Raw genomic sequence first — 21,842 nt, 5'->3', positions numbered from 1 at the left:
CCCCATATACCTGCCTCAAAATATTATGCTTTTTATTCTGTTTTTACTCGAATTTAGCCCACTTCAGCTGGACATCGCCGAGACCGGATACAACTACATCCTTTAGTTTGTCACTCTTAACCCAAACGTTCGTGTAGAAGTAAATTGGCGCTGCAGGCATATCGTCCATGAAGATTGCTTCAGCTTGTTTCAGCATTTCAAGACGCTTGTTCGCATCGCCTTCTTTCTGAGAATCGATCAGAAGCTGCTTATACTCTGCGCTTTCCCAGAAAGTATCGTTGTTACCGCCAAGTTTGTCACGGTAGATTTCAAGGAAGTTGATTGGGTCGTTGAAGTCGCCAAGCCAGCCCATACGTCCAACCATGTAATCTCCCTTATGCATTTTGTCGATGTAAACTGCCCACTCAGCGTTATCAAGAGTTACCTCAACGCCAAGCTCTTTCACCCACATATCCTGGATTGCCTGGGCAATCTTTTGGTGTGCTTCAGAAGTATTGTAGGACAAAGTGATTGGAGGAAGCTCTTTTACATCTTTGTAACCAAGTTCCTTCAGACCTGTTTCCAGGAATTCTTTCGCTTTTGCAACATCATTGTCGCTGAAATAACCTTTTTCATTCTCTGAAATCATGGAAGGCGGTACGATCGCCATCGCAGGAATTTGTCCACCCTGTGTAATATTCTCAACTACAGCCTGGCGGTTAATCGCGTAGGCAAGCGCCTTACGGATGTTCTTGTTGTTCAATGGCGGCTTTTCAGTCTGGAACTTGTACCAGTAAGTACCAGCGATTGGTTTGATATTCAGGTTGCCGGCATCCTTCAACTGCTTAAGTGCGTCTGTTGGAAGTGTGCCGAACGGAGAACCAGCCCAATCAAGCTCGCCGTTGTCAAACATGGATAGTTCAGTGTTTGGATCATTGATCATGTACATTTCGACTTTCGTCAGGCTGACAGCGCCTGCATCCCAGTAGTCTTCGTTCTTTTCAATAACGATTTTGTCCTGGTGAGCCCATTCAGTCATTTTGAAAGGACCGTTGGATACATAATCATCGCCAGCTTCTGTATACCATTTGTCATTTGCTGTTGCTACTTTCTCGTTTACAGGGAAGTACGTGTAGAAAGCAGTCAACTCAAGGAAATATGGAGTCGGGTTTTCAAGCGTTACGACAAGTGTCTTGTCGTCTTTTGCTTCAACGCCAAGAGTTTCAGGCTTAGCTTTTCCTTCGTTGATTGCCTGTCCGCCCTTCACATAGTAAAGCTGGTAAGCATACTGTGATTGGTTGGCCGGGTCAATTGCCCATCTCCAGGCATAAACGAAATCAGAAGCCTTAACAGGATCGCCGTTCGTCCATTTTGCGTCACGGAGCTTGAACGTATACTGTGTCAAGTCATCGGAAACCTCGATATCTTCAGCCATTGCAGGCTGTGGCTTGCCATCCTTGTCAATACGTGTCAGGCCTTCAAAAGTTTGAAGCAGAACGCCGCCTGAAGTGGAATCGTTAGCCAGCCCAGGATGAAGGGAGAATGGCTCGGAGTTGATATTAACCCGCATTTCCTGTGGCACGTCCGATTTTTTCCCGCCATCTTTGCCGTCTTTCTTGTCAGTGTTGGCGTTATTACCGCCGCTGCACGCTGCAAGGAACATACTCATTACTAGAAGCATGCTAAAAAAGATCGAAAGTCTTTTCTTCACGATTTTTACCCCCCTAAATTACTTTAATTTTTACCCCAAACTCATAACTAGAAATTGTCTACCCTAGTCATACAATTGTTTACACCGGATGTAATAATTTAATAATCTGACAATTCAGCGTAAAAGAAATAAGCAGACTATTAAAAAAGCAATAAAAAAAAGCAACTTTATAGCTTTGCAGATTGTTGAATCTCCATAGTTATAAACCGGCTTTTTTAGATGCTCCGGCTGCGATGCACACAAATGTAATAATTGTGACAATTCCGTAAAGTTATCGTTTGTTACGTTTATTATAAATAGTTTAAATCGGTAATGCAAGCATGAAATTAACTCACTTATACATTATTGCAAAATAGTTATCCTATTGGCATACTCGTATCAATGGGTTTTCAGTTTCGAGGATCCTGTATTTTTACCTTTCATTACAATGATTCACTTGCTTTTGCAATAGCTTTCATGTATTTTATTACTACAATCAAAATGAATAGGCTTTGAGGAAGAAGAGTACTGTTTGCTATCGGTTTCCAGAGAGTTTGTGGCAGGTGAAAACAAACAACCGGCATGCAGGAATGGGCTTCCGAGCCCCGGGAAGGAATTAATAGTATGTTCCGGCGCATGCCAGGCGTTATTTTGGCACCCCTCTTTTATTTATGAGGGAAAGAGGCTTTTCAGCAATTAGGGTGGCACCGCGGACCATTCGTCCCTATTCATTGGGGATGAATGGTCTTTTTTTCGTTTAAGCTATGTAATTTTTATAAAAGAAGGAGGCACATTAGTATGAAAACAATTTTTTCAGGCATCCAGCCAAGCGGTACACTCACGCTCGGTAACTATATTGGAGCCTTGAAGCAATTCGTAGAACTCCAAGAAGAATATAATTGTTATTTCTGTATCGTAGACCAGCATGCCATAACTGTCCCACAGGATCGCCTTGAACTGAGAAAAAATATCCGCAGCCTTGCAGCTCTTTATCTCGCAGTCGGACTTGACCCTGAGCGGGCTACTCTCTTCATTCAATCCGAAGTCCCAGCTCATACCCAGGCTGGATGGATGATGCAGTGTATTTCGTATATAGGTGAACTCGAAAGGATGACGCAATTCAAAGATAAATCTGCCGGTAAGGATGCTGTTTCAGCCGGGCTGCTTACCTATCCTCCATTAATGGTCGCGGATATTCTGTTATACAATACCGACCTGGTGCCTGTAGGAGATGATCAAAAGCAGCATCTCGAGCTTACAAGGGACCTAGCAGAACGTTTCAACAACCGGTATGGCGAAATATTCACAATTCCAGAAGTACGTATTCCTAAAGTCGGGGCGAGAATTATGTCCCTGCAGGAGCCATTGAAAAAGATGAGCAAATCCGACCCTAACGCTAAATCTTTTATTTCTATCCTGGATGAACCAAAGGTTATCGAAAAGAAAATAAAAAGTGCTATTACGGACTCTGAAGGCACTGTGCGCTTCGATCAGGAAAATAAGCCTGGGGTTTCTAACCTATTGACGATTTACTCCATTCTTGGCGGAAAGACTATACAGGAAATTGAAGAGGCTTATGTCGGAAAAGGATACGGTGAGTTTAAAGGTGACTTGGCTCAGGTCGTTATCGGAGCTCTTAAGCCAATTCAGGATCGTTATCATGAATTAATGGATTCGACAGAACTCGACGATATTCTCGATCAAGGAGCCGAAAAAGCGAATCGAACTGCTTCAAAAATGCTCAAGAAAATGGAAAATGCGATGGGTCTGGGCAGGAAACGCAGAAAGTAAAAACAGCTCGCTTGGCGTCTTGAACTTAAAAAGGCATTCACCGCATTTTAAGGTGAATGCCTTTTTTTATTTTTGGGAAACTTCGGATTTCTATAATTTGAAAACTCATTTACCAAGCATGACTTCATCTAGCTTCAGTGCCTAGCCCCTCGAGGTCTTAAGCCTATTCCCTTCGGAGGGCAGGCCCGTCCTCGGAAATGCTCGCATTTCCTTCGTGCGTGGGCGAATTCCGTGATGCCATTCAGTGTCCTACGGGACTCGTCTTAAGCTTGTCGGGGCTGACCACTAAGGAAAGCTCTCTGGAATAATCCTCGCAGGGACAGGCGGTTTTTTCCTGTCCCGAAGGCGCTTCCGCTTTTGTTTTTTCAATTAACCTTTGGCCCATGCTCCATTTCCCACAATTTCTCAAAAAAAGGCTGGCCTTTAATCAGGTTTTCGCAAAAACTTTCGTGCCTTTTGCTCCACCCTGACTTAATGTTCGCATATAATTGCCGCCAAGCTTCCTCAAAGTCCAACTTCTGAATGACGGTATAATTCTCCGGGCACCATTCAGTGTACCAATATCGGACTTCTGCTTCATTGCCGATTGATTGCAGTTGATCCAGCGCCATAAATAAAAGCTGTTTGAGCTGTCGTTCCTTCCTTGTAAGCCCCGTCATAAGCTCAGGTTCCGGCGATAAAAGATGAAACTCTTTATCATCGTATCCTGCCTTAAACTTATAAATAGACGTTTCATGATTTTCCAGCATTTCGTAAACAAGCTGCTCCTGCCTCGGAATAAGACGGCTCTTTCTGACCGGTATGTTATAGCCGATTGTATCCACTGCGAGTATTTCCTGTCCATCACAAATAATAAAACAGTATTCAAGCTGAATTCTTTCATGATTTTTGCGAATATATGCCTTTTGATAAATATCATCCATAAGCTGTTGAGGCAGAGGCGCTAAATCGTTTTCGATGTAATGGAACAATACTGGTTCCACCTTTAAAAGCGGAGCCTGATCGAGCAATTCCACTCCGTCATCTTTTCTCCATTCATGAAAGTGGCAAACATTATAGCCGTTTTCTTCCCCTTCAAACCAGTTGACCCAGACATCATGAAGATATAACATCATCCGACCCCTCACTTCAAGAATCCATTTGTCACTCAGTATAGGCAGTCATAAGTTAAATTATTCCTTAAATGAAAGTGGAATTCCCATCATTCTTCTCCAATTTGTCCAGGGAGGTAAATGCTTAAAAAAATAATTCCCACACCAACGGGAAAAAAACAACATTCTGGTTTTTCAGTAACAAAATGAAAATAATCAACGGGTCCCATTCCGGCAGAAAAAACATTTAGATAGGCTATTAAGCTAATTCCGCCGGATACGGAAAGTCCAAATCCTATTAGAAGAAAAAATGCCCTAATAGCCATCTTCACTGCCCCGCTTCATCTTTCATGCCCCACCTTGTCCATTCTTGTTTCATTTATATGTGTTTTCATGCTAAATATGTTTTTCCTTTCAGACTTTCCTGACATTAATTTTTAAATTCAATATAATAAAGCAAAGGCTGGATGAGTGACAACAACGAGGGAAAAACCGGCCTGGTTGTCACGCAAACTACGGTTGAGTGACAACAACAAGGGAAAAAACCGTTTGGTTGTAACGCAAACCATCGGTGAGTGACAACAGCGAAGGAAAAAAAGGTTTAATAGTCATACAAAAAAATCTACCATTTTGGGTGGTAGATTTTTATCTTCGGGATTTAGGGTTGAATGCGTCTTTCAAGCCTTCCCCTATGAAGTTGATCGATAGAATGGTTGTCGTAATGATCAATGCCGGCGGGACCCAGATCCATGGCTTGCCCTGCAATACATCCGGTTCATTTGCCGATGAAAGCATATTTCCCCAGCTCGGAACTTCCTGTGGAACACCAAAGCCAAGATAGCTTAGTGCCGACTCGATGACAATCATGCTTGCAAATAGGATGGTTGCCTGGACAATGATTGTAGACATGACGTTTGGCAAAAGATGTTTAGTTATGACTTTATAAGGGGAACATCCAATTGACACTGCCGCAATGATATACTCATTTTCCTTTTCCGCTAGGATTTTACTCCGAACAATCCTCGCGACACTTCCCCAGTAAAGCAAGCTAATTGTTCCGACTAGTACCCAGACTCCGGAAACGATTCCAAACAAGATTGTATTTAGAACGATAACAAAGACGAGGAACGGGAAGTTCAGGATAAAGTCTGTGAACCTCATCAAAAGGCTATCAACCGTACCTCCGAAATAGCCGGCGATTGAACCAATGATTGTACCTATCAAAATGACGAAGAACGTACACGAAAGGCCAACCATTAAAGAGATCCGCCCTCCATAGAGGAGCCTTGTAAAGACATCCCTTCCGCTCTTATCCGTACCGAGCCAATGGTCCGCAGAAGGTTTTAGAGACATTTGCCCGATGTTAATCCTGGTTATGTCGGTTGTTGTGATGTATGGAGCAAGAAAGGAAAGGACAGCCACAATGACCAGGAAAACCAGGCTGACCATTGCCAATTTGTTTTTCAGGAATTTTTTCCTGGCGAGCGCCATTGGAGATAAGCTTCTCCTTGGAGGCCCGGAGTTTAGTTCTGTGTCTTTTTGAGTTACGATTTCCATTATCTGTCCCCCCTAATCCAGCCTGATTCGCGGATCGACTACGCCATACAATATATCCGCTATAAGGTTACCAACCAAGGTCATCAATGAAAAGAACATGGTCAGTGCCATCATGACGGGATAATCCCTCGTACCTACAGACTCGAGGAATAACTTGCCGATTCCGGGATAGGTAAAGATCGTTTCTGTAATAATTGCCCCGCTGATGATTGCGACAATATCAAAACCCAGGTAGGTAATGAGCGGGATAATGGAGTTGCGCAAAATATGAACGTTATAAATACGGCTCTCAGGCGTTCCTTTTGCCCTGGCTGTTCGTACAAAGTCTTTTCGGCTGTTATCAATAATATCATTCCGTAAAAACTGGGTGTAACTCGCGGTACTTAAAGCACCTAGAACCAACGCCGGAAGAATGACGTGATGCAGCTTGCTCAAGTACCAGTCAAGGGTACCTTGTGTGATTGTAATATCGACTGATCCATTCGATGGGAACCAGTTCAACTTAAAGGAAAAGATATAAATGGCGAATACCGCCGCAACAAACGAAGGGATCGAAAGTCCCGCATAGTTGAAGCCGCCGATCAGGTTATCCGCGAGTGAATATGGCTTCCTTCCGGCATATGTCCCCATAATGAACGCAAGAATGTATGTAATCAAAATTGAAGTGCCACCAAGCATAAGGGTGTTCGGCAGTTTTTCAAGAATTACATCCGAAACCTGAATTTTATATCTCGTTGATTTTCCGAAGTCCCCCTGGGCAAATTTTGAAATCCAGTTATAGTACTGAACAGGCACCGGGTCATAGTATCCCATCTTTTGCCGCATTTCTTCAATATACTGGGGATCGGTGTTATTTGGGTCAATTTCTCCACTGAGGGAGTCGCCCGGCATTAGCTTCGCCAGGGTGAACACCACAATGGAGATAAGGAGCAACATTGGGAGCATGCCCAACAATCTTCGGAGTGAATACTTCAACATATGCATTCTCCTTACCTTTACTGCGTCTTGGCTGCTGCTTTTACTTCACTTTAAAGGAGAGATTACTCCTTCACAAAACTGTGAAACAGCAGAAATGAAATCTGCAAGATGAAATGAATCAAACCAACAGCGGGGGCTTCCCCGCTGTTGGAAGTTCACATTTTACTGCTTAATCCACCACTCATGTGGGCGGTTGGAGCCGGAAACATCATACTCAACGCCTTGGACGCGCTTGTTAAGTGCAACAATTTCTTCAAGCTCAGCGATTGGAAGTGCAGGAAGCTCATCCATGAAGTGCTTCTGCCATTCAACGTAAAGGTCTTTACGCTTATCTGTATCCGTTCCGACTACACTCATATCAAGTGCGTCATCAAGAAGTTTGTCGCTCTTTTCGCTAACCCAGCGAGGGTAGTTCCAAAGGGCATCAGATCTCCACAGGCCGGATGGATCCGGATCTGTTCCAGTAGACCAGCCGCCGAAGAATACTTCCATCTTCTTGTCAGACTTTTCAAGCATGTCATAGTAAAGGCCAGCATCTGTCATCGTCAGCTTGGACTTCAGGCCGATATCTTCCCAATACTGCGTCAACGCTTTCGCGCGTGCTTCAAAAGTTGGGTTTTGAGTTGCATAGTGTGCAAAGTTCACAACAAATGGCTTGCCATTTGGATCTTCACGGAATCCGTCACCGTCAACATCCTTCCAGCCTGCATCTTCAAGAATTTTCTTGGCTTTTTCAGGATCGTATTCAAATTGCTCAAGGTCGGCGTTGTCAGCCGCGATCCAGTGGTTTGTCGGGATTGGGCGGTTAACCGGCTTACCGACTCCGAAGAAGAATGCCTTCACCCACTCTTCGCGGTTGATTGCATGATACATTGCCTTGCGGAGCTCTTTATCCTGGTACTTAGGCTCGTTCATGACGTTTTTCTTGCCATCCCAGTTGCCCAGTTTGAAACCAACATAGTAGTAAGAAAGGCCTGGGTATTTCACAACTTCTACATTATCAATTGCTTCTACTTGTTCCACAATGCTTGGGTGGAAAGAAGTCATATCAAGTGTGCCGTTTTGAAGTTCACCAACAGTCAGGGATGGATCGATTACTTTCATGACAACTTTCTCGATATGCGGCTTTCCTTGGAAATAGTCATCAAAGCGCTCAAGCTCAACTGACTCACCTGGGACAACTTTGGTAACTTTGAATGGTCCAAGGCCGACCGGCTTCGTGCGGACTTGCTCAGAAGCCATCATGTCTTTTACCGCCACACCTTCAAATTCTTTGCGGGACATGGCATACGTCCAGAAGTTTTCAAGGTTATTCACGCGTGCTTTGTCAAAAGTAACTTCCATGTTGTAGTCGTCAACAATTTTAATTCCGGAGATGGAATCCGCTTTGCCATCTTTGTAGGCAGGTACGCCTTCAACGGTCTGTACGTTGACATAACGAGGACCATCATAGTCCTTGTCAGCAAGAACCTTGATCGCGAATTCCCAGTCATGAACGGTTAGTTCTTCGCCATTATGCCATTTAACGCCTTCTTTAAGCTTGAACTTGTAAACCTTATTGTCGTTCGTTTCCCAAGAAGCGATATACGGCTGCGCCTTTAGCTCCTTATCATATTGAATTAGGTTCTCATCGAAGAAATCGAGGACATAAAAATCTGTCTGGGTTCCGTAGAAGTTGATGTTGAACTTCCCTTCAGGCTCGGAGTCAAGCGAGTAAACAAGCGTTCCGCCATCCTGTGGCTTATCTGCTGCTTCTTCCTTCTTTCCTCCGTCTCCACCTTTTTTGTTGTTGTCAGTGCCTGCTTTTTCACCGCCGCCGCTGCATGCAGCTAAGAACATAGATAAAACTAGTACAAGAGCTGACAGCCATAACCAACTTTTCTTCATTGTGTTCCCCCCATATAAGTATTGGTGTGCTTTCGTCCAGGTGTATTAGGACGTTTTTCAAAAACATGGCGGATGCCTTGACACTCACCATGCCTTTATAAAGTAAAAGAGTGGTATCTCTTTACTTAGAAAATTATTGCTCCATACGGGAGCCTTTGTTCTGACTTCCTTATAAAGTTACACACAGTTTTTTTACGCGGCTTCTCTCATTTAATAAAGATGGCATGCCACACTGTGCGAAGGCTTCACCTCCTTTAATTCCGGCTTTGTAACTGAACATTCCTCCATTGCCATCGGGCAGCGCGGATGGAAAGGGCAGCCGGATGGAGGATTCAAGGGGCTTGGAACATCGCCAGTGAGAATAATCCGCTCCTTCTTTTTCCTAGGATCGGGAGAAGGAATAGCAGAAATTAATGCCTGGGTGTAAGGATGGAGCGGCTCGGCATACAAACTGTCCTTATCCGCAATCTCTACCATATTTCCCAGGTACATAACCCCGATCCGGTCGCTCATATGTTTCACGACACTTAAATCGTGAGCAATAAACAAGAATGTAAGGTCGAACTCTTCCTGAAGGTCCTTAAGTAGATTCAGGACCTGTGACTGGACCGAAACGTCAAGGGCCGAGACTGGTTCATCTGCGATGATAAGCTTCGGCCTCAAGGCTAAAGCCCTGGCAATGCCAATTCGCTGTCTCTGCCCTCCGGAAAATTCATGTGCATATTTGTAATAGGCATCCTCGGGAAGGCCAACTTTTTCAAGTAGATCCATAACTTCTTTTTTCAGTTCTTCCTTCGGCTTGTTCATATAGTTGTAAATTGGTTCGGCTATGATATCACCGACCATCTGCATCGGATTCAACGAGGCATATGGGTCCTGGAAAACCATTTGAAGATCCTGGCGAATTTCACGCAGCGTCTTTCCACTGACACTCGTAATGTCTTTGCCATCAAAGATAATCTTTCCGGCCGTAGGGCGAAGCAGCCTCAGGATCGTGCGTCCGGCAGTTGACTTTCCGCAGCCGGATTCCCCCACCAATCCAAGCGTTTCTCCTTTTTTAATTTCAAAGGAAATATCATCGACCGCTTTTACGTTCCCGATAGTCCTGCGAAAGAATCCGCCTTTGACAGGATAATAGGTTTTAAGATTCTTAATTTCCAATAGGTTTTCACCACTGGAAACGGTATTGTTTTTATTTGATTCAGCTGCGGCTGTTCTGCTCATCGGCCCGTCACTCCTTCCTTCGGCCTGCTGGATTCAAAGAGCAGGCAGGCAACCTTGTGGCCGTCGCCGCTGTCAGCCAGGATTGGGGTGACCGTTTGGCACTCTGGCATGGCCATTGGGCAACGGTTGGCAAATCTGCAGCCTGTCTTTTTCATGTTCGTAATGGAAGGGACGATTCCCTGGATGGAACTCAGGCGATCGGTTTCTTCCTCCATTTTCGGGATGGCTCCCATTAGTAAGGTTGTATACGGGTGCTTCGGATTATAAAAAAGTGTTTCCGCATCTGTGTGTTCAACAATCCTTCCAGCGTACATGACGATAACCTCGTCGCACATTTCAGCAACAACGCCAAGGTCGTGGGTGATCAAGATGACCGACATGTCGTTGACTTCCTGAATCTCTTTAATCAGTTCAAGAATTTGGGCTTGTACAGTTACATCAAGCGCAGTTGTCGGTTCGTCCGCGATCAGAAGCTTTGGCTGGCATGCGATTGCGATTGCGATCATGACCCGCTGCCTCATCCCCCCGGAAAGCTGGTGCGGATATTCATCAACGATTCTCTCCGGCCTGGAAATGCCGACACTTTTCAGAAGGGAGATCGCTTTTTGCCGCGCATCTTTTTTACTGATTTTCTGATGGTTCAAAAGCACTTCCTGAATTTGTGATCCGATTGTGAACACTGGATTCAACGATGTCATTGGCTCCTGGAAAATCATTGACATATCCTTGCCTCTGATTTTATTAATCTGGTTTTCGTTCAACTGTTCTATATGTATTCCATCGAAAATGATTTCCCCGGCTCGAATTTTGCCGATTCCTTTTGGCAAAAGCTGCATAATCGAAAGGCTCATAACTGACTTTCCGCAGCCAGACTCTCCCACAACCCCGACAATCTGACGTGGCTTTACTGAAAACGAAACATTGTCAACAGCATTATAGTAAGCCCCATCGATATCAAAAGCAGTCTCCAAGTTTTTTACTTCTAGTAATGGTGCAGCGCTTTGTTGAAATTTTTTTGTGCTCATACGACACCCTCTTACTTTTCAATTATTCTGGTAATTCAATATATTTTAATAAAATACTATTACAAATTTGTTACAATTGCAAGGCTTTTTTACTTTTTTCTCCCAACTGATAAAAAAATAGGAAAAGCCCTTTAGGAAGGGATTTTCCGTCTAGTTAGTGTGTTTTTCTGTTAAAACAAAGGGTTTGGCACTGATTTCAAAAGAGCTTTTGATGAAAAAATCTTTCCGTTTATAATAGGTATCTACTAGATAAAAGCCATAACTATAGCCCAAAAGCCGTGGGACTCCCTTCCCTCCATAAAGAAGAAGATTGTGTATTTTATCCGTTTTTTTCTTATTAAGATTATTGCGCAATAACTGTTTCCAAAACTTTCCTAACCCCTCCTCTCCATAAAGTGTGCACCATTCGCCAAGATATTCGGGTCCACACTCGTGAAAGACAGCATATTCAGCCAACCCTTCCATAATCATCGATTCAAGCAGTGTGTTTTCTTCGGCCAGTTTCCCTAGTGCTGCCATCCTGCACGTATGATGGTACTCGTGGACAAAAAGCGCCTCCAATTCTTTTTCATTTATCGATTCAGGCAAGAACAGGAACAGCTTGTCCGGATAGGATACTCCAGATTTTTGGGGTTCACCTCTGTGAAAAAAGGAACCTTTTTTTGCCGCGGGGAAAATAAACACTGGAAGATCGGGTCCATGCCACTTTTCCGTGTACTGATTCAATATCTTGCCGGCATTCTCCCATAAATCAGTTTTTATGAAATTTCTCATCTCTGTCTCATTGACCATGTGCCTTCTGAACATGCCGAAATGCAAAAGCTCTTGGTAAATATCCCTTGGACTCTTCCCCTTAAAATGACTTTGCAGTCTTTCACACAAAGCTTCGGGCCGATACCAATCCTTTACAAGCCACTCATCCGTCCGAACAATTCCCAAAAAACAAATCCCCCTTTCACAATCCCTTTACCATCCTATGAAGGAACTGCTAAAGAAGTCACCATTTTAATTGTTGGACATGTTAACCTGTTTGTTGATTTCCACTTCGGGGACACGCTTTCCGCGGGGCGTCAGTGGGGCCTCCTCGGCGCTAAAAGCGCCTGTGGGGTCACCACCCTGCCGCATCATCCCGCAGGAGTCGGTCCCCTCCGCTCCAATCAACGTAGATAAACATAGCCTATATTCCACCGTTTAATTAAGTCACAAAAAAACAGCCCGCATATTTATGCACGGGCTGCTCCTTAAATACGGCATCATTCGCCATTTTATCGTATTCTACTCGTATTTTTTGAAAGCAAGTGTCGCATTATGTCCGCCAAAGCCGAGCGAATTGCTGATTGCCGCTTTGATTTCACTGTTTCTCGCAGTGTTCGGCACATAGTCAAGATCACACTCTGGATCTGGTGTCTCATAATTAATCGTTGGCGGAAGGATAGAGTCTCTCATCGCAAGAACTGTAAAGATGGCCTCCACGCCACCAGCTGCCCCAAGAAGGTGGCCAGTCATTGATTTTGTCGAGCTGATAGCCAGCTTATAAGCATGGCTTCCAAACACTTCCTTGATGGCAAGTGTTTCAAAACGGTCATTATAATCCGTACTCGTGCCGTGGGCGTTGATATAATCGACTTCTTCCGGCTTAAGATCAGCATCTTCAATCGCCATTCTCATCGCCCTGACGCCGCCTTCCCCGCCTGGAGCCGGCGCCGTGATATGGTAAGCATCGCCTGTCGCGGCATAGCCAACTATTTCGGCATAAATTTTAGCTCCGCGTGCCTTAGCGTGTTCAAGTTCCTCCAGAACAACAATCCCAGCACCTTCCCCCATGACAAATCCATCACGATTTTTGTCAAAAGGCCTGCTCGCTGTAGCAGGATCCGGATTCGTTGAAAGCGCAGTATTCGCGCAGAAACCAGCAACCGCCATTCTTGTAATTGGAGCCTCAGTCCCTCCGGTTATCATGGCATCGGCATCACCGCGCTGAATGACTTTAAATGCATCGCCAATTGAATTTGTTCCGGTCGCACAAGCTGTCACTGTGCAGGAATTGAACCCTTTTGCACCAAGCCTGATTGAAACCTGTCCCGCTGCCATGTCTGGTATCATCATTGGTACGAAGAACGGGCTAACCCTTCTATAGCCTCTCTTCTGGAACACTTCAAACTGTTGCTCGAACGTTTCCATTCCACCGATTCCAGATCCAATCCACACGCCAACCCTGTGGGCATTTTCGTCTACAATTGCCAGACCCGAATCTTTTACAGCCATGAGTGAAGCGGCAACGGCATACTGAGTGAACCGGTCCATCTTCCTCGCTTCTTTTTTTTCCATATACACTTCTGGATCGAAGTCATTGATTTGGGCTGCAACTTTTACAGGATATTCATCCGCATTAATCCGTGTCAGCGGCCCAATTCCGGATTTCCCGGCCACAATGTTTTTCCAAGCCGTTTCAACATCATTGCCAAGCGGCGTTACTGCTCCAACTCCTGTTACAACTACCCTACGTTTTGTCACGCAAAGCCAACTCCTTTTTTCCTGAAAAATGATTTCCGTTCGTTTGCAAGTATTTTTTACGGCATTGCTCCTAGCATCTGCCAAAAAGGTTCGTTCTTTTTCAAATTATTATCTTCCCCAGCGAATCGCAATGGCTCCCCAAGTAAGTCCCGCGCCGAAGCCAACAAGGACTATTACATCGCCGTCCTTGATTTTACCTGCTTCTACTTCTTCCACTAATGAAATTGGGATAGAAGCCGCAGATGTATTTCCATACTTACTAATTGTATAGGATACCTTTTCTACAGGCAATTCAAGCCTCTGGCGCGACGCTTCGATGATTCGGATATTTGCCTGATGGGGAACGAGGAAATCGACATCATCCTTTGTCAAGCCTGCCTTTTGAAGTACATTCACGCTGCTTTCACCCATTTGTCGGACCGCAAACTTAAAGACTTCCCGACCGTTCATAATGAGGTGTTCATCTTGATAAAGATGCTTTCCGCCAGTGCCGTCCGCTCCCAACTCAAATGAAAGGACACCTTTCTCCGGGGATACCTGGCCGAGGACAACCGCGCCAGCACCGTCGCCGAACAGGACAGCTGTATTCCGGTCGCTCCAGTCAACAATTTTCGAAAGCTTTTCAACGCCTACTACTAGGACGTTTTTATAAACGCCGGTTTCAATAAACTGTTTGCCGGTCACGATGCCATACATGAATCCCGCACATGCTGCACTAAGATCCATTGCGGCAGCATTTACAGCGCCCAGCTTTTCCTGGAGCATGCATGACACGGTGGGAAACGGCCTGTCAGGGGTGACGGTTGCCACTATGATCATGTCTAGGTCAGCTGGAGTGATGCCCGCATTTTCAATTGCATTTAAAGCAGCCTTATAAGCCATGTCGGAGGTATCCTCATTTTCCCTGGCAAGCCTCCGTTCTTCAATCCCAGTCCGGGTCCGGATCCATTCATCCGATGTATCCATCCTTTTTTCAAGGTCAAAATTGGTTACTACATTTTCTGGTACATACTTTCCTAATCCAATTATGCCAGCTCGCATGGCGGCCAACTCCTTATTATTAATAATAAATTTCTCTTATTATCTAATATTATGACTTGGTACTAATTTTATCAAATAGAAAAGGGCTTTTGCAACAGTTATTTGCCGGAAAGCCTATAACTCCTTACAACCATTTTCAGTTTTCCATCATATAGTAGGAATGAGTGATGATAGAAAGGAGTGACGGCGGATGGATGATAACCTTCACAGCATGGATCGAAAAGGACAGGATTCATTCACGAGAATGATGTTTGGAAACCGGAGAAGTAGCGAAACTCTGGACAATCATAAATCGCACGAACCTTCGAAGGAAGGAATAGATCCTGCGCTGGAGCAAATAGATTATGTTTTGTTAATGGAGGTCATCGATAGTCTCGCGGATATAGCGGATAAGCTAAAGCCGGTCGTTGCCGAGGTATATCCATATATTCAACAAGTCTTGAAAAAAAGGTAGCTGCCACTTCAGGCAGCTACCTTTCGTTTATAGCTCTGCTGGCTCTCCTTCCTCTCTCGAGCCGCCAGATGCCATCTTCCTCCCTTTCAATTGCCTCAGCTATCCAATCGGCAGCTTCAGCTAAGTTCAACATCTTCAGAGTATTTTCCTTAACCGTTTCCTCGCCACCCATTCCCTTTTCCAAGCCTATTTTTTCCCGCCCACTCGATTGCGTCTCAATCTGACTGACATCAAGCGGCATATATATGATTAAAATATTTTTAGTTTTTTCTGTTTCAGGGAGGACTGCACACGCAAACGCTTCTATTCCTACGCGTTTTTCTTGCTTTTCCATTTCCTTTGGCAGCAAAAGAACAATCCTTTCTGCGCAATTATCGCTAAAAAGTTTTTCGCAAATTACGTGCAAATCGCCATTTTCCTTTAGTAGGTATTCCTTCCCGGCCAGGTAAAAATCGAAGAAGGAATAAATTAAAACTTCTCCTTTAAAATCTCTATTTCCAAGTGTATTCAGGCTCATTTTTGCAAAATTGCTATTCCGTCCAATTTCCAAAAGCATTTCCTCTTCGGTTGGGTCTGATTGTTCATTTGGTGAGATGCCTATAACTTCATATCCCATTTCAAGCAGCCTTTTGCAAATCCGGAAGCCAAGCAATTCAAATGCACCAATGATGATTGCTTTTCCGATGGTTCATCGCCCCCATCTCGCCAGTCTCACTGTATCCTATGCCAGAGCCAGCAGCATATTCCCCCCGAACCTCCTTTTAGAGGTTCTTTTCATATCTCGACATGAACCTGACAATATCCCCTCCAAGTTGACCTGCCTTCTCAGGCATGACATACATTTCGCTGATTGATGGTTTCGTTCTCGAGGAAGAAAGAATGTTTTTGCTCGTCCTTGCATGGCTATAGCTTCTTCCACCTGAAAGAATATGAACGACCATAATAGGAATAGATAGATCCAGAACTGGTTCTTTCAAGCAGGCAATTTCCTTTTCGGCTGTTTCCATTTTTATTTCATAAGCATGTGCAATTTCCCTCGTGATTTTCCTGTAAAAAAACTTATTCTCCTTTTCCTGCTCCAAATGGTGCTTGATTGAAAGAATTGGGTTGAGCAGGACAATCGAACGTATTTGGCTGTTCATTTCTTTTGCAAAGGCAAGTGCGGCAAGTGTTCCCATCCCTTCTGCCAGAATGTGGATCCTTCTGTTCAATATTTCATTTTTCATTACGAATTCATACAGGGTGGAAGCTAGCCGTACAGCATTTTCAGCCCCCCAGTTTTTCCCGTAAAAATTGGAGGTGAACAGTGTATAGCCGGCTTCCTTCAAATCGGTTACAATTTGCCGCTTGCCGGCATTTTGACTCCAGAAACTTGTCCTTTCATCTACATAGTGCCGTTCATCCCCAAAAATGATCACCCCAAACCCTGTAGGCTTCTCCGGGTAGTAAACGGCACTCCACTGGCCTTCAAGCTGAAAATTCCTGTTCTCCATACAAAAAACTCCTTCTGCCATTCTCCACTATTATTGTATGTATGCTCACAAATAATGAAATAGGGACTTTCGCCAAAACCGTGTGAAACTTGCCATTCCGTTTCCTTCGATCACCTGCCGGCAAAATAATAAGCGCTTGTCACATTTTAGGCTTTGAGCTTCGGTTTTGCATTTCTTCTTTTTTGTCTATATGGTAAGATAAAATGAGAGAATATAGGTTGAGGTGACTGAAATGCGATATTTTTGGACTTTCTTTTGGGTTTTGCTTTTAGTGGAAATGCTTAGTTATGTGGTAACTTCAATGATCGGTGCTAATTTTGATTACAAAGTCGCGGCTTTATTGGGGGTGCTGGCGACGATATTGATTCTGATTGCTCCGGCCATTCTTCCAAATGACTCGGCTGATCAGCATTAAAACCATTTAGTAAAGGCCATCCTTACCGGATGACCTTTTTTCTTGGCCTAAAAAGCAGCCCGTATACATAGATTATAATTCATTTCCCGTTTTTTCTCCATTTACCCTACCTGGGATGTGTTCAACCTCAAAATTCTTTATTGGATAGCGATACGTTCTGTTAAAATTGCAGTTGATTTGCACTCCGGGCACACGCTTTCCGCGGGGCGTCAGTGGAGCCTCCTCGGCGCTTTAGCGCCTGTGGGGTCTCCACCTTGCCGCTGCATCCCGCCGGAGTCGGTGCCCTCCGTTTCAATCAACGCAAAAAAATATAAAATCCATAATTTTAAGGTTTTCTTGTGTATGCCCAAATTCTTTCATGATTGGATGCTTCCGGAAACGGCTGCCCTTTTTTTAAATACAGTTTCCGTGGATTCATGACGGGGCTCCCCGTGTCACCAATCTCGATATATGTTCCATTATTCGGTGCTTTTTGCCCCGGTTTGAACTGATGATTCTGGCCCATCCTACTCACTCCTCTTTCAATTGATTCTTTCCTCTATACTTTTCACCGTTCAAGCAAACTTGATAAGGAGCAATTTTTAGCAAAAATAACCGCAAGGAGCTAGAAGGAAATGTTTGTCGAATGTGACTATTGTATGAATATTCACATGGTTTTATAGTTTTTTTCCTCCTTTAGCAATATAATAATAGTAATATCTTACAAGCGCCTTACATATCAGCTGAAAAAGGTAGGTGGCAACCATGCAATCATTAGCAGGAACACCGGCAAAATTAACAGAATTGTTAAAGCATACCCATCATATTCAAAAGGTTGAAAAGGGACATTTTCTTTTCCAAGAAGGATCTCCTTCACGGGAAATTTATGTCTTGTTAAGCGGATTAATTCAGGTCAGCAAAATCATCCCTGATGGCAGGGAATTGACCTTGAGGATTTGCTCCGAGGGAGATTTGATTGGCGAGTTGAATATCTTTTGCGCAACTCCCAGGAACTTATTAAGTGCAAAAGTCGTTGAAAGCGGTGAAGTCGCTGTCATCATGAAAGACGAACTCGAAGCCAAGCTTGCGCATGACAGTGTTTTAGCGTTGGAATTCATGAAATGGATGAGCCAGCATTACCGGAAAACACAAACGAAGTTCCGTGACCTCGTTCTTCATGGCAAAAAAGGCGCCCTATATTCTACGCTAATCCGCATGGCAAATAGTTATGGGGTCAAGACGAGTCAAGGCATCATGATCGACCTTCTTCTGACAAATCAGGAAGTGGCGAACTTCTGCGGGACTTCCAGGGAAGTTGTAAACCGGCTTCTCGGTGATTTAAGGAAAAAGGGAGTCATTTCAATTAACAAGGGCATTATCACAATTCACCAGCTCGCCTATTTGAAAAGGGAAATTGACTGCGAAAACTGCCCGAAAGAAATCTGCAATATCGATTGACGAATCGTAAAGCCTGCCGGGCATGCCTGGCAGGCTTAATTTTTTCTATGTGCGTCGCCTAGTTTAGGACTAGATGGGTAACAATCATGATAAAAAAGAGTGCTGAGTTGATGATTTCATATATTCCGATTTGCTTTGGTGTCAGCCCTTTTCCGTAATAGTAAATTGCTCTGAAGGCACTTGGGACAAAGGCGAGGGCAACAATCCATTGGCCGAAGATTAGCCACAGAACGGGATTAATGACATGAAATACCCATGAAAGCCATTTAAAATTCGCGTTTTTCTTTTCCCGGATCATGGATTTGACAAAGAAGGTACTGCCGATAAAGAATAGGGATGAAACGATAAAGACAAGGGCTGCTTCCTTCGTCACACTGCCTGCGGCCAAGTAAGCACTGGCAATCCCGGCGAGGGAGAATGCAAAGATCGCGCAAAAATCGTTCATTATGGCACGGTCTTTATTTTGTGCAGAAAAGTAAGCATTAATCACAAAAAACGGAATCATCATAACGCCAAACCAGGCGACGGATGGCCGTTCGAAAAGTGGGAACAGCAAAAGCAAGATTGCCGGGACAAGATAAATCAGTGACCATTTCACATGAAACTGCAACTTCTTTTTCTTAAAAAGGAGCAGCATTGGATAAGTGGCTAAATAAAGCAGCAGCCATCCAAAGAAGAACGGAATGTGCTCCCAAACAAAACCGCCTGAAACGACTCCCAGCCAGAATGGAATGATGACCATCGCCCACGCACCGTGCTGCTTCGGCATAAATAATTTCATTCTTAACACCTCTCTGTTAGCATCTTACCATCACTATAGTGGAAACCATCTGCACATAGTGTGAAATGCATCACATTAATATAGAAGAAAAGTGTCAGAATTGGCAACAAGTTGGTTTTTGCAAAAAAAGAGCTTTTAGCGAATCTTCGCTTTCCGTCTGTTAAGCGCTTTCAGTATATGGATTGGTTTAAACATAATTGAAACGTATTTCGTGAACGAGAAAAATAACAAAAAAGTAAATAAGAGCATTAAGTGGACTTGCAGCAAAACAGAGGCATGTTTCAGCAAAGTTAAATCGGGATTAAAATGGAGAAAGCCAATCAGCCATTCAAACATGTTCGGCAATTCGTCTGTGGAACGGTAAAAAGCAATCAGCCCAATCCCTGTCAAAGTCGTAAAGAGCCAAAGGAGTTTTACAACTCTATTTAAAATGAGACCTGATTTCATTTGTATTTCTTCAAACCTGTCCGGTGAATCATATTGCCATACGATTCCCATGCCTAAAACTGCAGTTACTGTATACGGATAGACGAGCCAGGCAAACCAATGAAACAATCCCACTCAAATCACTCCTCACTCTTCACAACCATTTATCATTTTAACGAAGTAATCGTGACAATTCAGTGACAAAAGTAACTTTTCACAAGGTTTTTATACAATCCGGGTTGTTAAGTTGCTGGGCAATCGTCAAACGGCACTAAAAAAGGACGCCTATGATAGGTGTCCTTTTAGTAGTTCGACAAGTTTTGGTGCTGTGTGACTGCCTGTTATTGGGAAGGCCGGATAGCTGGTTTCCGGCTTGTTTTGCCAATAGGCCAGAGCGAGTATGTTTTCCAGTTGCTGCAAAAGGATTTCATCCTGTTCATTTCGCAGAAGGACGATTTTCGGGTAGGCTGCATTTTTATGTCCTTCTATTAAGATGACATCTGGATAAAAAGCGGACAACATAGCCAACTGTTCTTCCAGGGTCCACTCCTCTTTCTCGGAATGGATCAGGAGCCGGCCTCCACCTTCAACCAGTACCGCTTCAGCTCCTGCAGACAAGTGGCGGGCTGAATCTTTTTGTTCATGCACTTCCGGTTTTCCGCCATGGCCATGGTGCTTAATAGATGACACCTTCAGGCCGGCTTCTTTAAAGATTGTAATAAGAGATTCAGACAAAGTCGTTTTCCCACTGTTTTGAAAGCCGACAATCTGAAAAATGAATGGCCTTACCACGGCCATTCGCTTCCTTCCTGGTCTTCTAGCAGGAGCACGTCTACTTCCCTTCCTGCTTCAAAGCCTCTCGTCCCGCCTGGAAGGATCATGAGTGAGTTTGCACCTGCAAGGCTCATAACAATATTGGATTTATCAAGTCCGCTTGGCGTTGCCATCAGCCTCCCATCTTGAAAGAATGTCGTGCTGCGGACAAACCGGGCAAACGGATTGGCTTTCGGAAAATCGGTGTCAAGGACTGCTCTTTCCTTGCGGAGATGCGGCTTGTTCGAGCATAGCATTGTCCGGATGACCGGCCGTGTAAAGAGTTCAAAACCGACGTAGCAGGCGGAAGGATTTCCCGAAAGGCCGAAAAGAAGCTTCCCTTCAAATTGGGCCACCGTGGTGACACTGCCCGGCCTCATTGCCACTTTATTGAATAACACTTCGGCGCCAAGCTTTTCATAAATAGCCGGCAGATAATCAAAGTCTCCTACAGACACCCCGCCTGTCGTCACGAGCATATCCACTTTCGCAAGGGCATTTCTTATCGCATCAAAGCATGTATCGAAATCATCGGGAAGGGTGCCGAAATAGTTTACTTCTCCTCCGGCCCGCTCTATCTGGGCAGCAATCATATAGGAATTGCTATTGCGGATTTTGCCGGGAACAAGCGGATCATTGACATCAAGCAACTCGGTTCCGGTCGCATATAGGCCAACGATCGGCTTTTTTGCAACAGGAACTTCCCCATAACCAAAAGTCGCGAGCATCGCCTGTATACCCGGATTGATCAGCGTTCCTTTTTTAACGAGAACCTCACCTTGTTTCGCATCCTCGGCCCGGAAGGAGACATTTTCCCCTTTTTTGATTTTCCGCTTAATCGTCATATAGTTTTTGCCATCACGCTCGGATGTTTTCACCAACTCAAGCATCATGACCGCGTCGGCTCCTTCAGGCATCATTGCCCCAGTCATGATTCTTACAGCCTGCTTTTCGCCAAGGACCTTCGACGTGGTTTGTCCTGCACCGATATGGTCAATGACCTCAAATTCGACCGGATTGTTCAGCCCGGCCTCCTGTGAATCAATCGACCGAACCGCGAATCCATCATAGGGTGCCCTTGTAAAATGAGGGACATCGCTTGTGGCAATTAAATCCTCCGATAAAAATCTTCCATAGCTATCATTAATGGATATCCGTTCGGTTTGACCCGTTCGTTTCCAATCCATAATCCGTTGTACCGCTTCGCCAATAGAGATTGGCTTCCTCATTTCCAGCATCTTATCAT

22 protein-coding genes and 1 other annotated feature are annotated in these 21,842 nt (G+C 44.4%); of the genes, 4 read left to right on the top strand and 18 right to left on the bottom strand.

The features are described from left to right. Positions 1-43: 43 nt before the first annotated feature. Positions 44-1,690 carry a peptide ABC transporter substrate-binding protein gene (locus D1B31_RS00640; protein ID WP_118918826.1) on the bottom strand — a complete coding sequence of 549 codons (1,647 nt, stop codon included), beginning with the start codon at positions 1,688-1,690 and terminating at the stop codon, positions 44-46. Positions 1,691-2,172: 482 nt separating this feature from the next. Continuing rightward, positions 2,173-2,398: a binding site (T-box leader), on the top strand. 69 nt (positions 2,399-2,467) lie between these two features. Between D1B31_RS00640 and trpS the strand changes: the two genes are divergently transcribed. Then, a complete protein-coding gene (gene trpS, locus D1B31_RS00635) occupies positions 2,468-3,460 on the top strand; it encodes a tryptophan--tRNA ligase (protein WP_118918825.1) in 993 nt (330 codons plus the stop codon). A 365-nt stretch (positions 3,461-3,825) separates the two neighbouring features. Here trpS and D1B31_RS00630 read toward each other — a convergent pair whose 3' ends face one another. From D1B31_RS00630 to D1B31_RS00585, 10 genes are all read right to left on the bottom strand, one after another. After that, positions 3,826-4,572, bottom strand: a complete 747-nt coding sequence (locus D1B31_RS00630) for a YjbA family protein (RefSeq protein WP_118918824.1) — start codon at positions 4,570-4,572, stop codon at positions 3,826-3,828. Between the two features lie 89 nt (positions 4,573-4,661). After that, entirely contained in the window at positions 4,662-4,877 is a 216-nt protein-coding gene (locus tag D1B31_RS00625) for a YuzI family membrane protein (RefSeq protein WP_118918823.1), read from the bottom strand. Between the two features lie 319 nt (positions 4,878-5,196). Next, positions 5,197-6,108 carry an oligopeptide ABC transporter permease gene (gene opp4C / locus D1B31_RS00620; protein WP_118918822.1) on the bottom strand — a complete coding sequence of 304 codons (912 nt, stop codon included), beginning with the start codon at positions 6,106-6,108 and terminating at the stop codon, positions 5,197-5,199. A 12-nt stretch (positions 6,109-6,120) separates the two neighbouring features. Then, positions 6,121-7,086, bottom strand: a complete 966-nt coding sequence (gene opp4B, locus D1B31_RS00615) for an oligopeptide ABC transporter permease (RefSeq protein ID WP_118918821.1) — start codon at positions 7,084-7,086, stop codon at positions 6,121-6,123. 162 nt (positions 7,087-7,248) lie between these two features. Further along, a complete protein-coding gene (gene opp4A, locus D1B31_RS00610) occupies positions 7,249-8,973 on the bottom strand; it encodes an oligopeptide ABC transporter substrate-binding protein (protein ID WP_118918820.1) in 1,725 nt (574 codons plus the stop codon). 210 nt (positions 8,974-9,183) lie between these two features. Then, positions 9,184-10,197 carry an ABC transporter ATP-binding protein gene (locus tag D1B31_RS00605; protein WP_118918819.1) on the bottom strand — a complete coding sequence of 338 codons (1,014 nt, stop codon included), beginning with the start codon at positions 10,195-10,197 and terminating at the stop codon, positions 9,184-9,186. Then, positions 10,194-11,222, bottom strand: coding sequence for an ABC transporter ATP-binding protein (locus D1B31_RS00600; RefSeq protein WP_118918818.1), 1,029 nt, complete (start codon positions 11,220-11,222; stop codon positions 10,194-10,196). Before D1B31_RS00600 ends, D1B31_RS00605 begins: the two co-directional genes overlap by 4 nt. A gap of 150 nt (positions 11,223-11,372) precedes the next feature. Then, positions 11,373-12,161, bottom strand: a complete 789-nt coding sequence (locus tag D1B31_RS00595) for a DUF2268 domain-containing putative Zn-dependent protease (RefSeq protein WP_118918817.1) — start codon at positions 12,159-12,161, stop codon at positions 11,373-11,375. Positions 12,162-12,497: 336 nt separating this feature from the next. Further along, positions 12,498-13,736: a beta-ketoacyl-ACP synthase II gene (fabF, locus tag D1B31_RS00590; protein ID WP_118918816.1), complete on the bottom strand. Its 1,239-nt coding sequence runs from the start codon at positions 13,734-13,736 to the stop codon at positions 12,498-12,500. Positions 13,737-13,844: 108 nt separating this feature from the next. Continuing rightward, complete coding sequence (locus tag D1B31_RS00585; RefSeq protein WP_118918815.1) at positions 13,845-14,777, bottom strand: beta-ketoacyl-ACP synthase III; 933 nt, start codon at positions 14,775-14,777, stop codon at positions 13,845-13,847. 190 nt (positions 14,778-14,967) lie between these two features. Between D1B31_RS00585 and D1B31_RS00580 the strand changes: the two genes are divergently transcribed. Beyond that, positions 14,968-15,231: a hypothetical protein gene (locus tag D1B31_RS00580; protein WP_118918814.1), complete on the top strand. Its 264-nt coding sequence runs from the start codon at positions 14,968-14,970 to the stop codon at positions 15,229-15,231. Positions 15,232-15,247: 16 nt separating this feature from the next. Here the strand turns inward: D1B31_RS00580 and D1B31_RS00575 are convergent, their stop codons facing one another. Both D1B31_RS00575 and D1B31_RS00570 read right to left on the bottom strand, forming a co-directional pair. After that, positions 15,248-15,847 carry a hypothetical protein gene (locus D1B31_RS00575; RefSeq protein ID WP_204562965.1) on the bottom strand — a complete coding sequence of 200 codons (600 nt, stop codon included), beginning with the start codon at positions 15,845-15,847 and terminating at the stop codon, positions 15,248-15,250. A 145-nt stretch (positions 15,848-15,992) separates the two neighbouring features. Continuing rightward, positions 15,993-16,724 carry a hydrolase gene (locus D1B31_RS00570; RefSeq protein ID WP_118918812.1) on the bottom strand — a complete coding sequence of 244 codons (732 nt, stop codon included), beginning with the start codon at positions 16,722-16,724 and terminating at the stop codon, positions 15,993-15,995. Positions 16,725-16,956: 232 nt separating this feature from the next. On the opposite strand from D1B31_RS00570, the gene D1B31_RS00565 reads away from it, so the two are divergent. Further along, positions 16,957-17,139 (top strand): YjzD family protein, encoded by a 183-nt coding sequence (locus tag D1B31_RS00565; protein ID WP_118918811.1) that lies wholly within the window; start codon positions 16,957-16,959, stop codon positions 17,137-17,139. Positions 17,140-17,464: 325 nt separating this feature from the next. On the opposite strand, the gene D1B31_RS00560 is transcribed toward D1B31_RS00565, so the two are convergent. Continuing rightward, positions 17,465-17,644, bottom strand: coding sequence for a YjzC family protein (locus D1B31_RS00560; protein WP_118918810.1), 180 nt, complete (start codon positions 17,642-17,644; stop codon positions 17,465-17,467). Between the two features lie 239 nt (positions 17,645-17,883). On the opposite strand from D1B31_RS00560, the gene D1B31_RS00555 reads away from it, so the two are divergent. Next, positions 17,884-18,576 (top strand): Crp/Fnr family transcriptional regulator, encoded by a 693-nt coding sequence (locus D1B31_RS00555; protein WP_118918809.1) that lies wholly within the window; start codon positions 17,884-17,886, stop codon positions 18,574-18,576. Positions 18,577-18,634: 58 nt separating this feature from the next. Here D1B31_RS00555 and D1B31_RS00550 read toward each other — a convergent pair whose 3' ends face one another. From D1B31_RS00550 to D1B31_RS00535, 4 genes are all read right to left on the bottom strand, one after another. Continuing rightward, positions 18,635-19,357 (bottom strand): YwiC-like family protein, encoded by a 723-nt coding sequence (locus D1B31_RS00550; RefSeq protein ID WP_118918808.1) that lies wholly within the window; start codon positions 19,355-19,357, stop codon positions 18,635-18,637. Between the two features lie 135 nt (positions 19,358-19,492). Continuing rightward, positions 19,493-19,918 (bottom strand): respiratory nitrate reductase subunit gamma, encoded by a 426-nt coding sequence (locus D1B31_RS00545; protein ID WP_118918807.1) that lies wholly within the window; start codon positions 19,916-19,918, stop codon positions 19,493-19,495. A gap of 150 nt (positions 19,919-20,068) precedes the next feature. Next, positions 20,069-20,581 carry a molybdopterin-guanine dinucleotide biosynthesis protein B gene (mobB, locus tag D1B31_RS00540; protein WP_118918806.1) on the bottom strand — a complete coding sequence of 171 codons (513 nt, stop codon included), beginning with the start codon at positions 20,579-20,581 and terminating at the stop codon, positions 20,069-20,071. Beyond that, the gene (locus tag D1B31_RS00535) at positions 20,569-21,834 is read right to left on the bottom strand and encodes a molybdopterin molybdotransferase MoeA (protein WP_118918805.1); all 1,266 of its coding nucleotides are present in this window, start codon (positions 21,832-21,834) and stop codon (positions 20,569-20,571) included. The genes mobB and D1B31_RS00535 overlap by 13 nt, the downstream gene beginning before the upstream one ends. Positions 21,835-21,842: the final 8 nt, after the last annotated feature.

Source organism: Neobacillus notoginsengisoli (assembly GCF_003515685.1).
Taxonomy (GTDB): Bacteria; Bacillota; Bacilli; order Bacillales; family Cytobacillaceae; genus Bacillus_D; species Bacillus_D notoginsengisoli.
The sequence above is the reverse complement of the archived record's forward strand: the minus strand, read 5'-3'. Positions and strand labels throughout refer to the sequence as shown.

Excerpts from the sequence above, each read along its gene's own strand:
- D1B31_RS00625 (WP_118918823.1), bottom strand. The coding sequence starts at position 4,877 with ATGGCTATTAGGGCATTTTTTCTTCTAATAGGATTTGGACTTTCCGTA.
- D1B31_RS00600 (WP_118918818.1), bottom strand. The coding sequence starts at position 11,222 with ATGAGCACAAAAAAATTTCAACAAAGCGCTGCACCATTACTAGAAGTA.
- D1B31_RS00565 (WP_118918811.1), top strand. The coding sequence starts at position 16,957 with ATGCGATATTTTTGGACTTTCTTTTGGGTTTTGCTTTTAGTGGAAATG.
- D1B31_RS00630 (WP_118918824.1), bottom strand. The coding sequence starts at position 4,572 with ATGTTATATCTTCATGATGTCTGGGTCAACTGGTTTGAAGGGGAAGAA.
- D1B31_RS00575 (WP_204562965.1), bottom strand. The coding sequence starts at position 15,847 with ATGGGATATGAAGTTATAGGCATCTCACCAAATGAACAATCAGACCCA.
- opp4B (WP_118918821.1), bottom strand. The coding sequence starts at position 7,086 with ATGTTGAAGTATTCACTCCGAAGATTGTTGGGCATGCTCCCAATGTTG.
- D1B31_RS00605 (WP_118918819.1), bottom strand. The coding sequence starts at position 10,197 with ATGAGCAGAACAGCCGCAGCTGAATCAAATAAAAACAATACCGTTTCC.
- D1B31_RS00555 (WP_118918809.1), top strand. The coding sequence starts at position 17,884 with ATGCAATCATTAGCAGGAACACCGGCAAAATTAACAGAATTGTTAAAG.
- D1B31_RS00560 (WP_118918810.1), bottom strand. The coding sequence starts at position 17,644 with ATGGGCCAGAATCATCAGTTCAAACCGGGGCAAAAAGCACCGAATAAT.
- trpS (WP_118918825.1), top strand. The coding sequence starts at position 2,468 with ATGAAAACAATTTTTTCAGGCATCCAGCCAAGCGGTACACTCACGCTC.
- D1B31_RS00580 (WP_118918814.1), top strand. The coding sequence starts at position 14,968 with ATGGATGATAACCTTCACAGCATGGATCGAAAAGGACAGGATTCATTC.
- D1B31_RS00535 (WP_118918805.1), bottom strand. The coding sequence starts at position 21,834 with ATGCTGGAAATGAGGAAGCCAATCTCTATTGGCGAAGCGGTACAACGG.
- opp4C (WP_118918822.1), bottom strand. The coding sequence starts at position 6,108 with ATGGAAATCGTAACTCAAAAAGACACAGAACTAAACTCCGGGCCTCCA.
- opp4A (WP_118918820.1), bottom strand. The coding sequence starts at position 8,973 with ATGAAGAAAAGTTGGTTATGGCTGTCAGCTCTTGTACTAGTTTTATCT.
- D1B31_RS00570 (WP_118918812.1), bottom strand. The coding sequence starts at position 16,724 with ATGGAGAACAGGAATTTTCAGCTTGAAGGCCAGTGGAGTGCCGTTTAC.
- D1B31_RS00550 (WP_118918808.1), bottom strand. The coding sequence starts at position 19,357 with ATGAAATTATTTATGCCGAAGCAGCACGGTGCGTGGGCGATGGTCATC.
- D1B31_RS00585 (WP_118918815.1), bottom strand. The coding sequence starts at position 14,777 with ATGCGAGCTGGCATAATTGGATTAGGAAAGTATGTACCAGAAAATGTA.
- mobB (WP_118918806.1), bottom strand. The coding sequence starts at position 20,581 with ATGGCCGTGGTAAGGCCATTCATTTTTCAGATTGTCGGCTTTCAAAAC.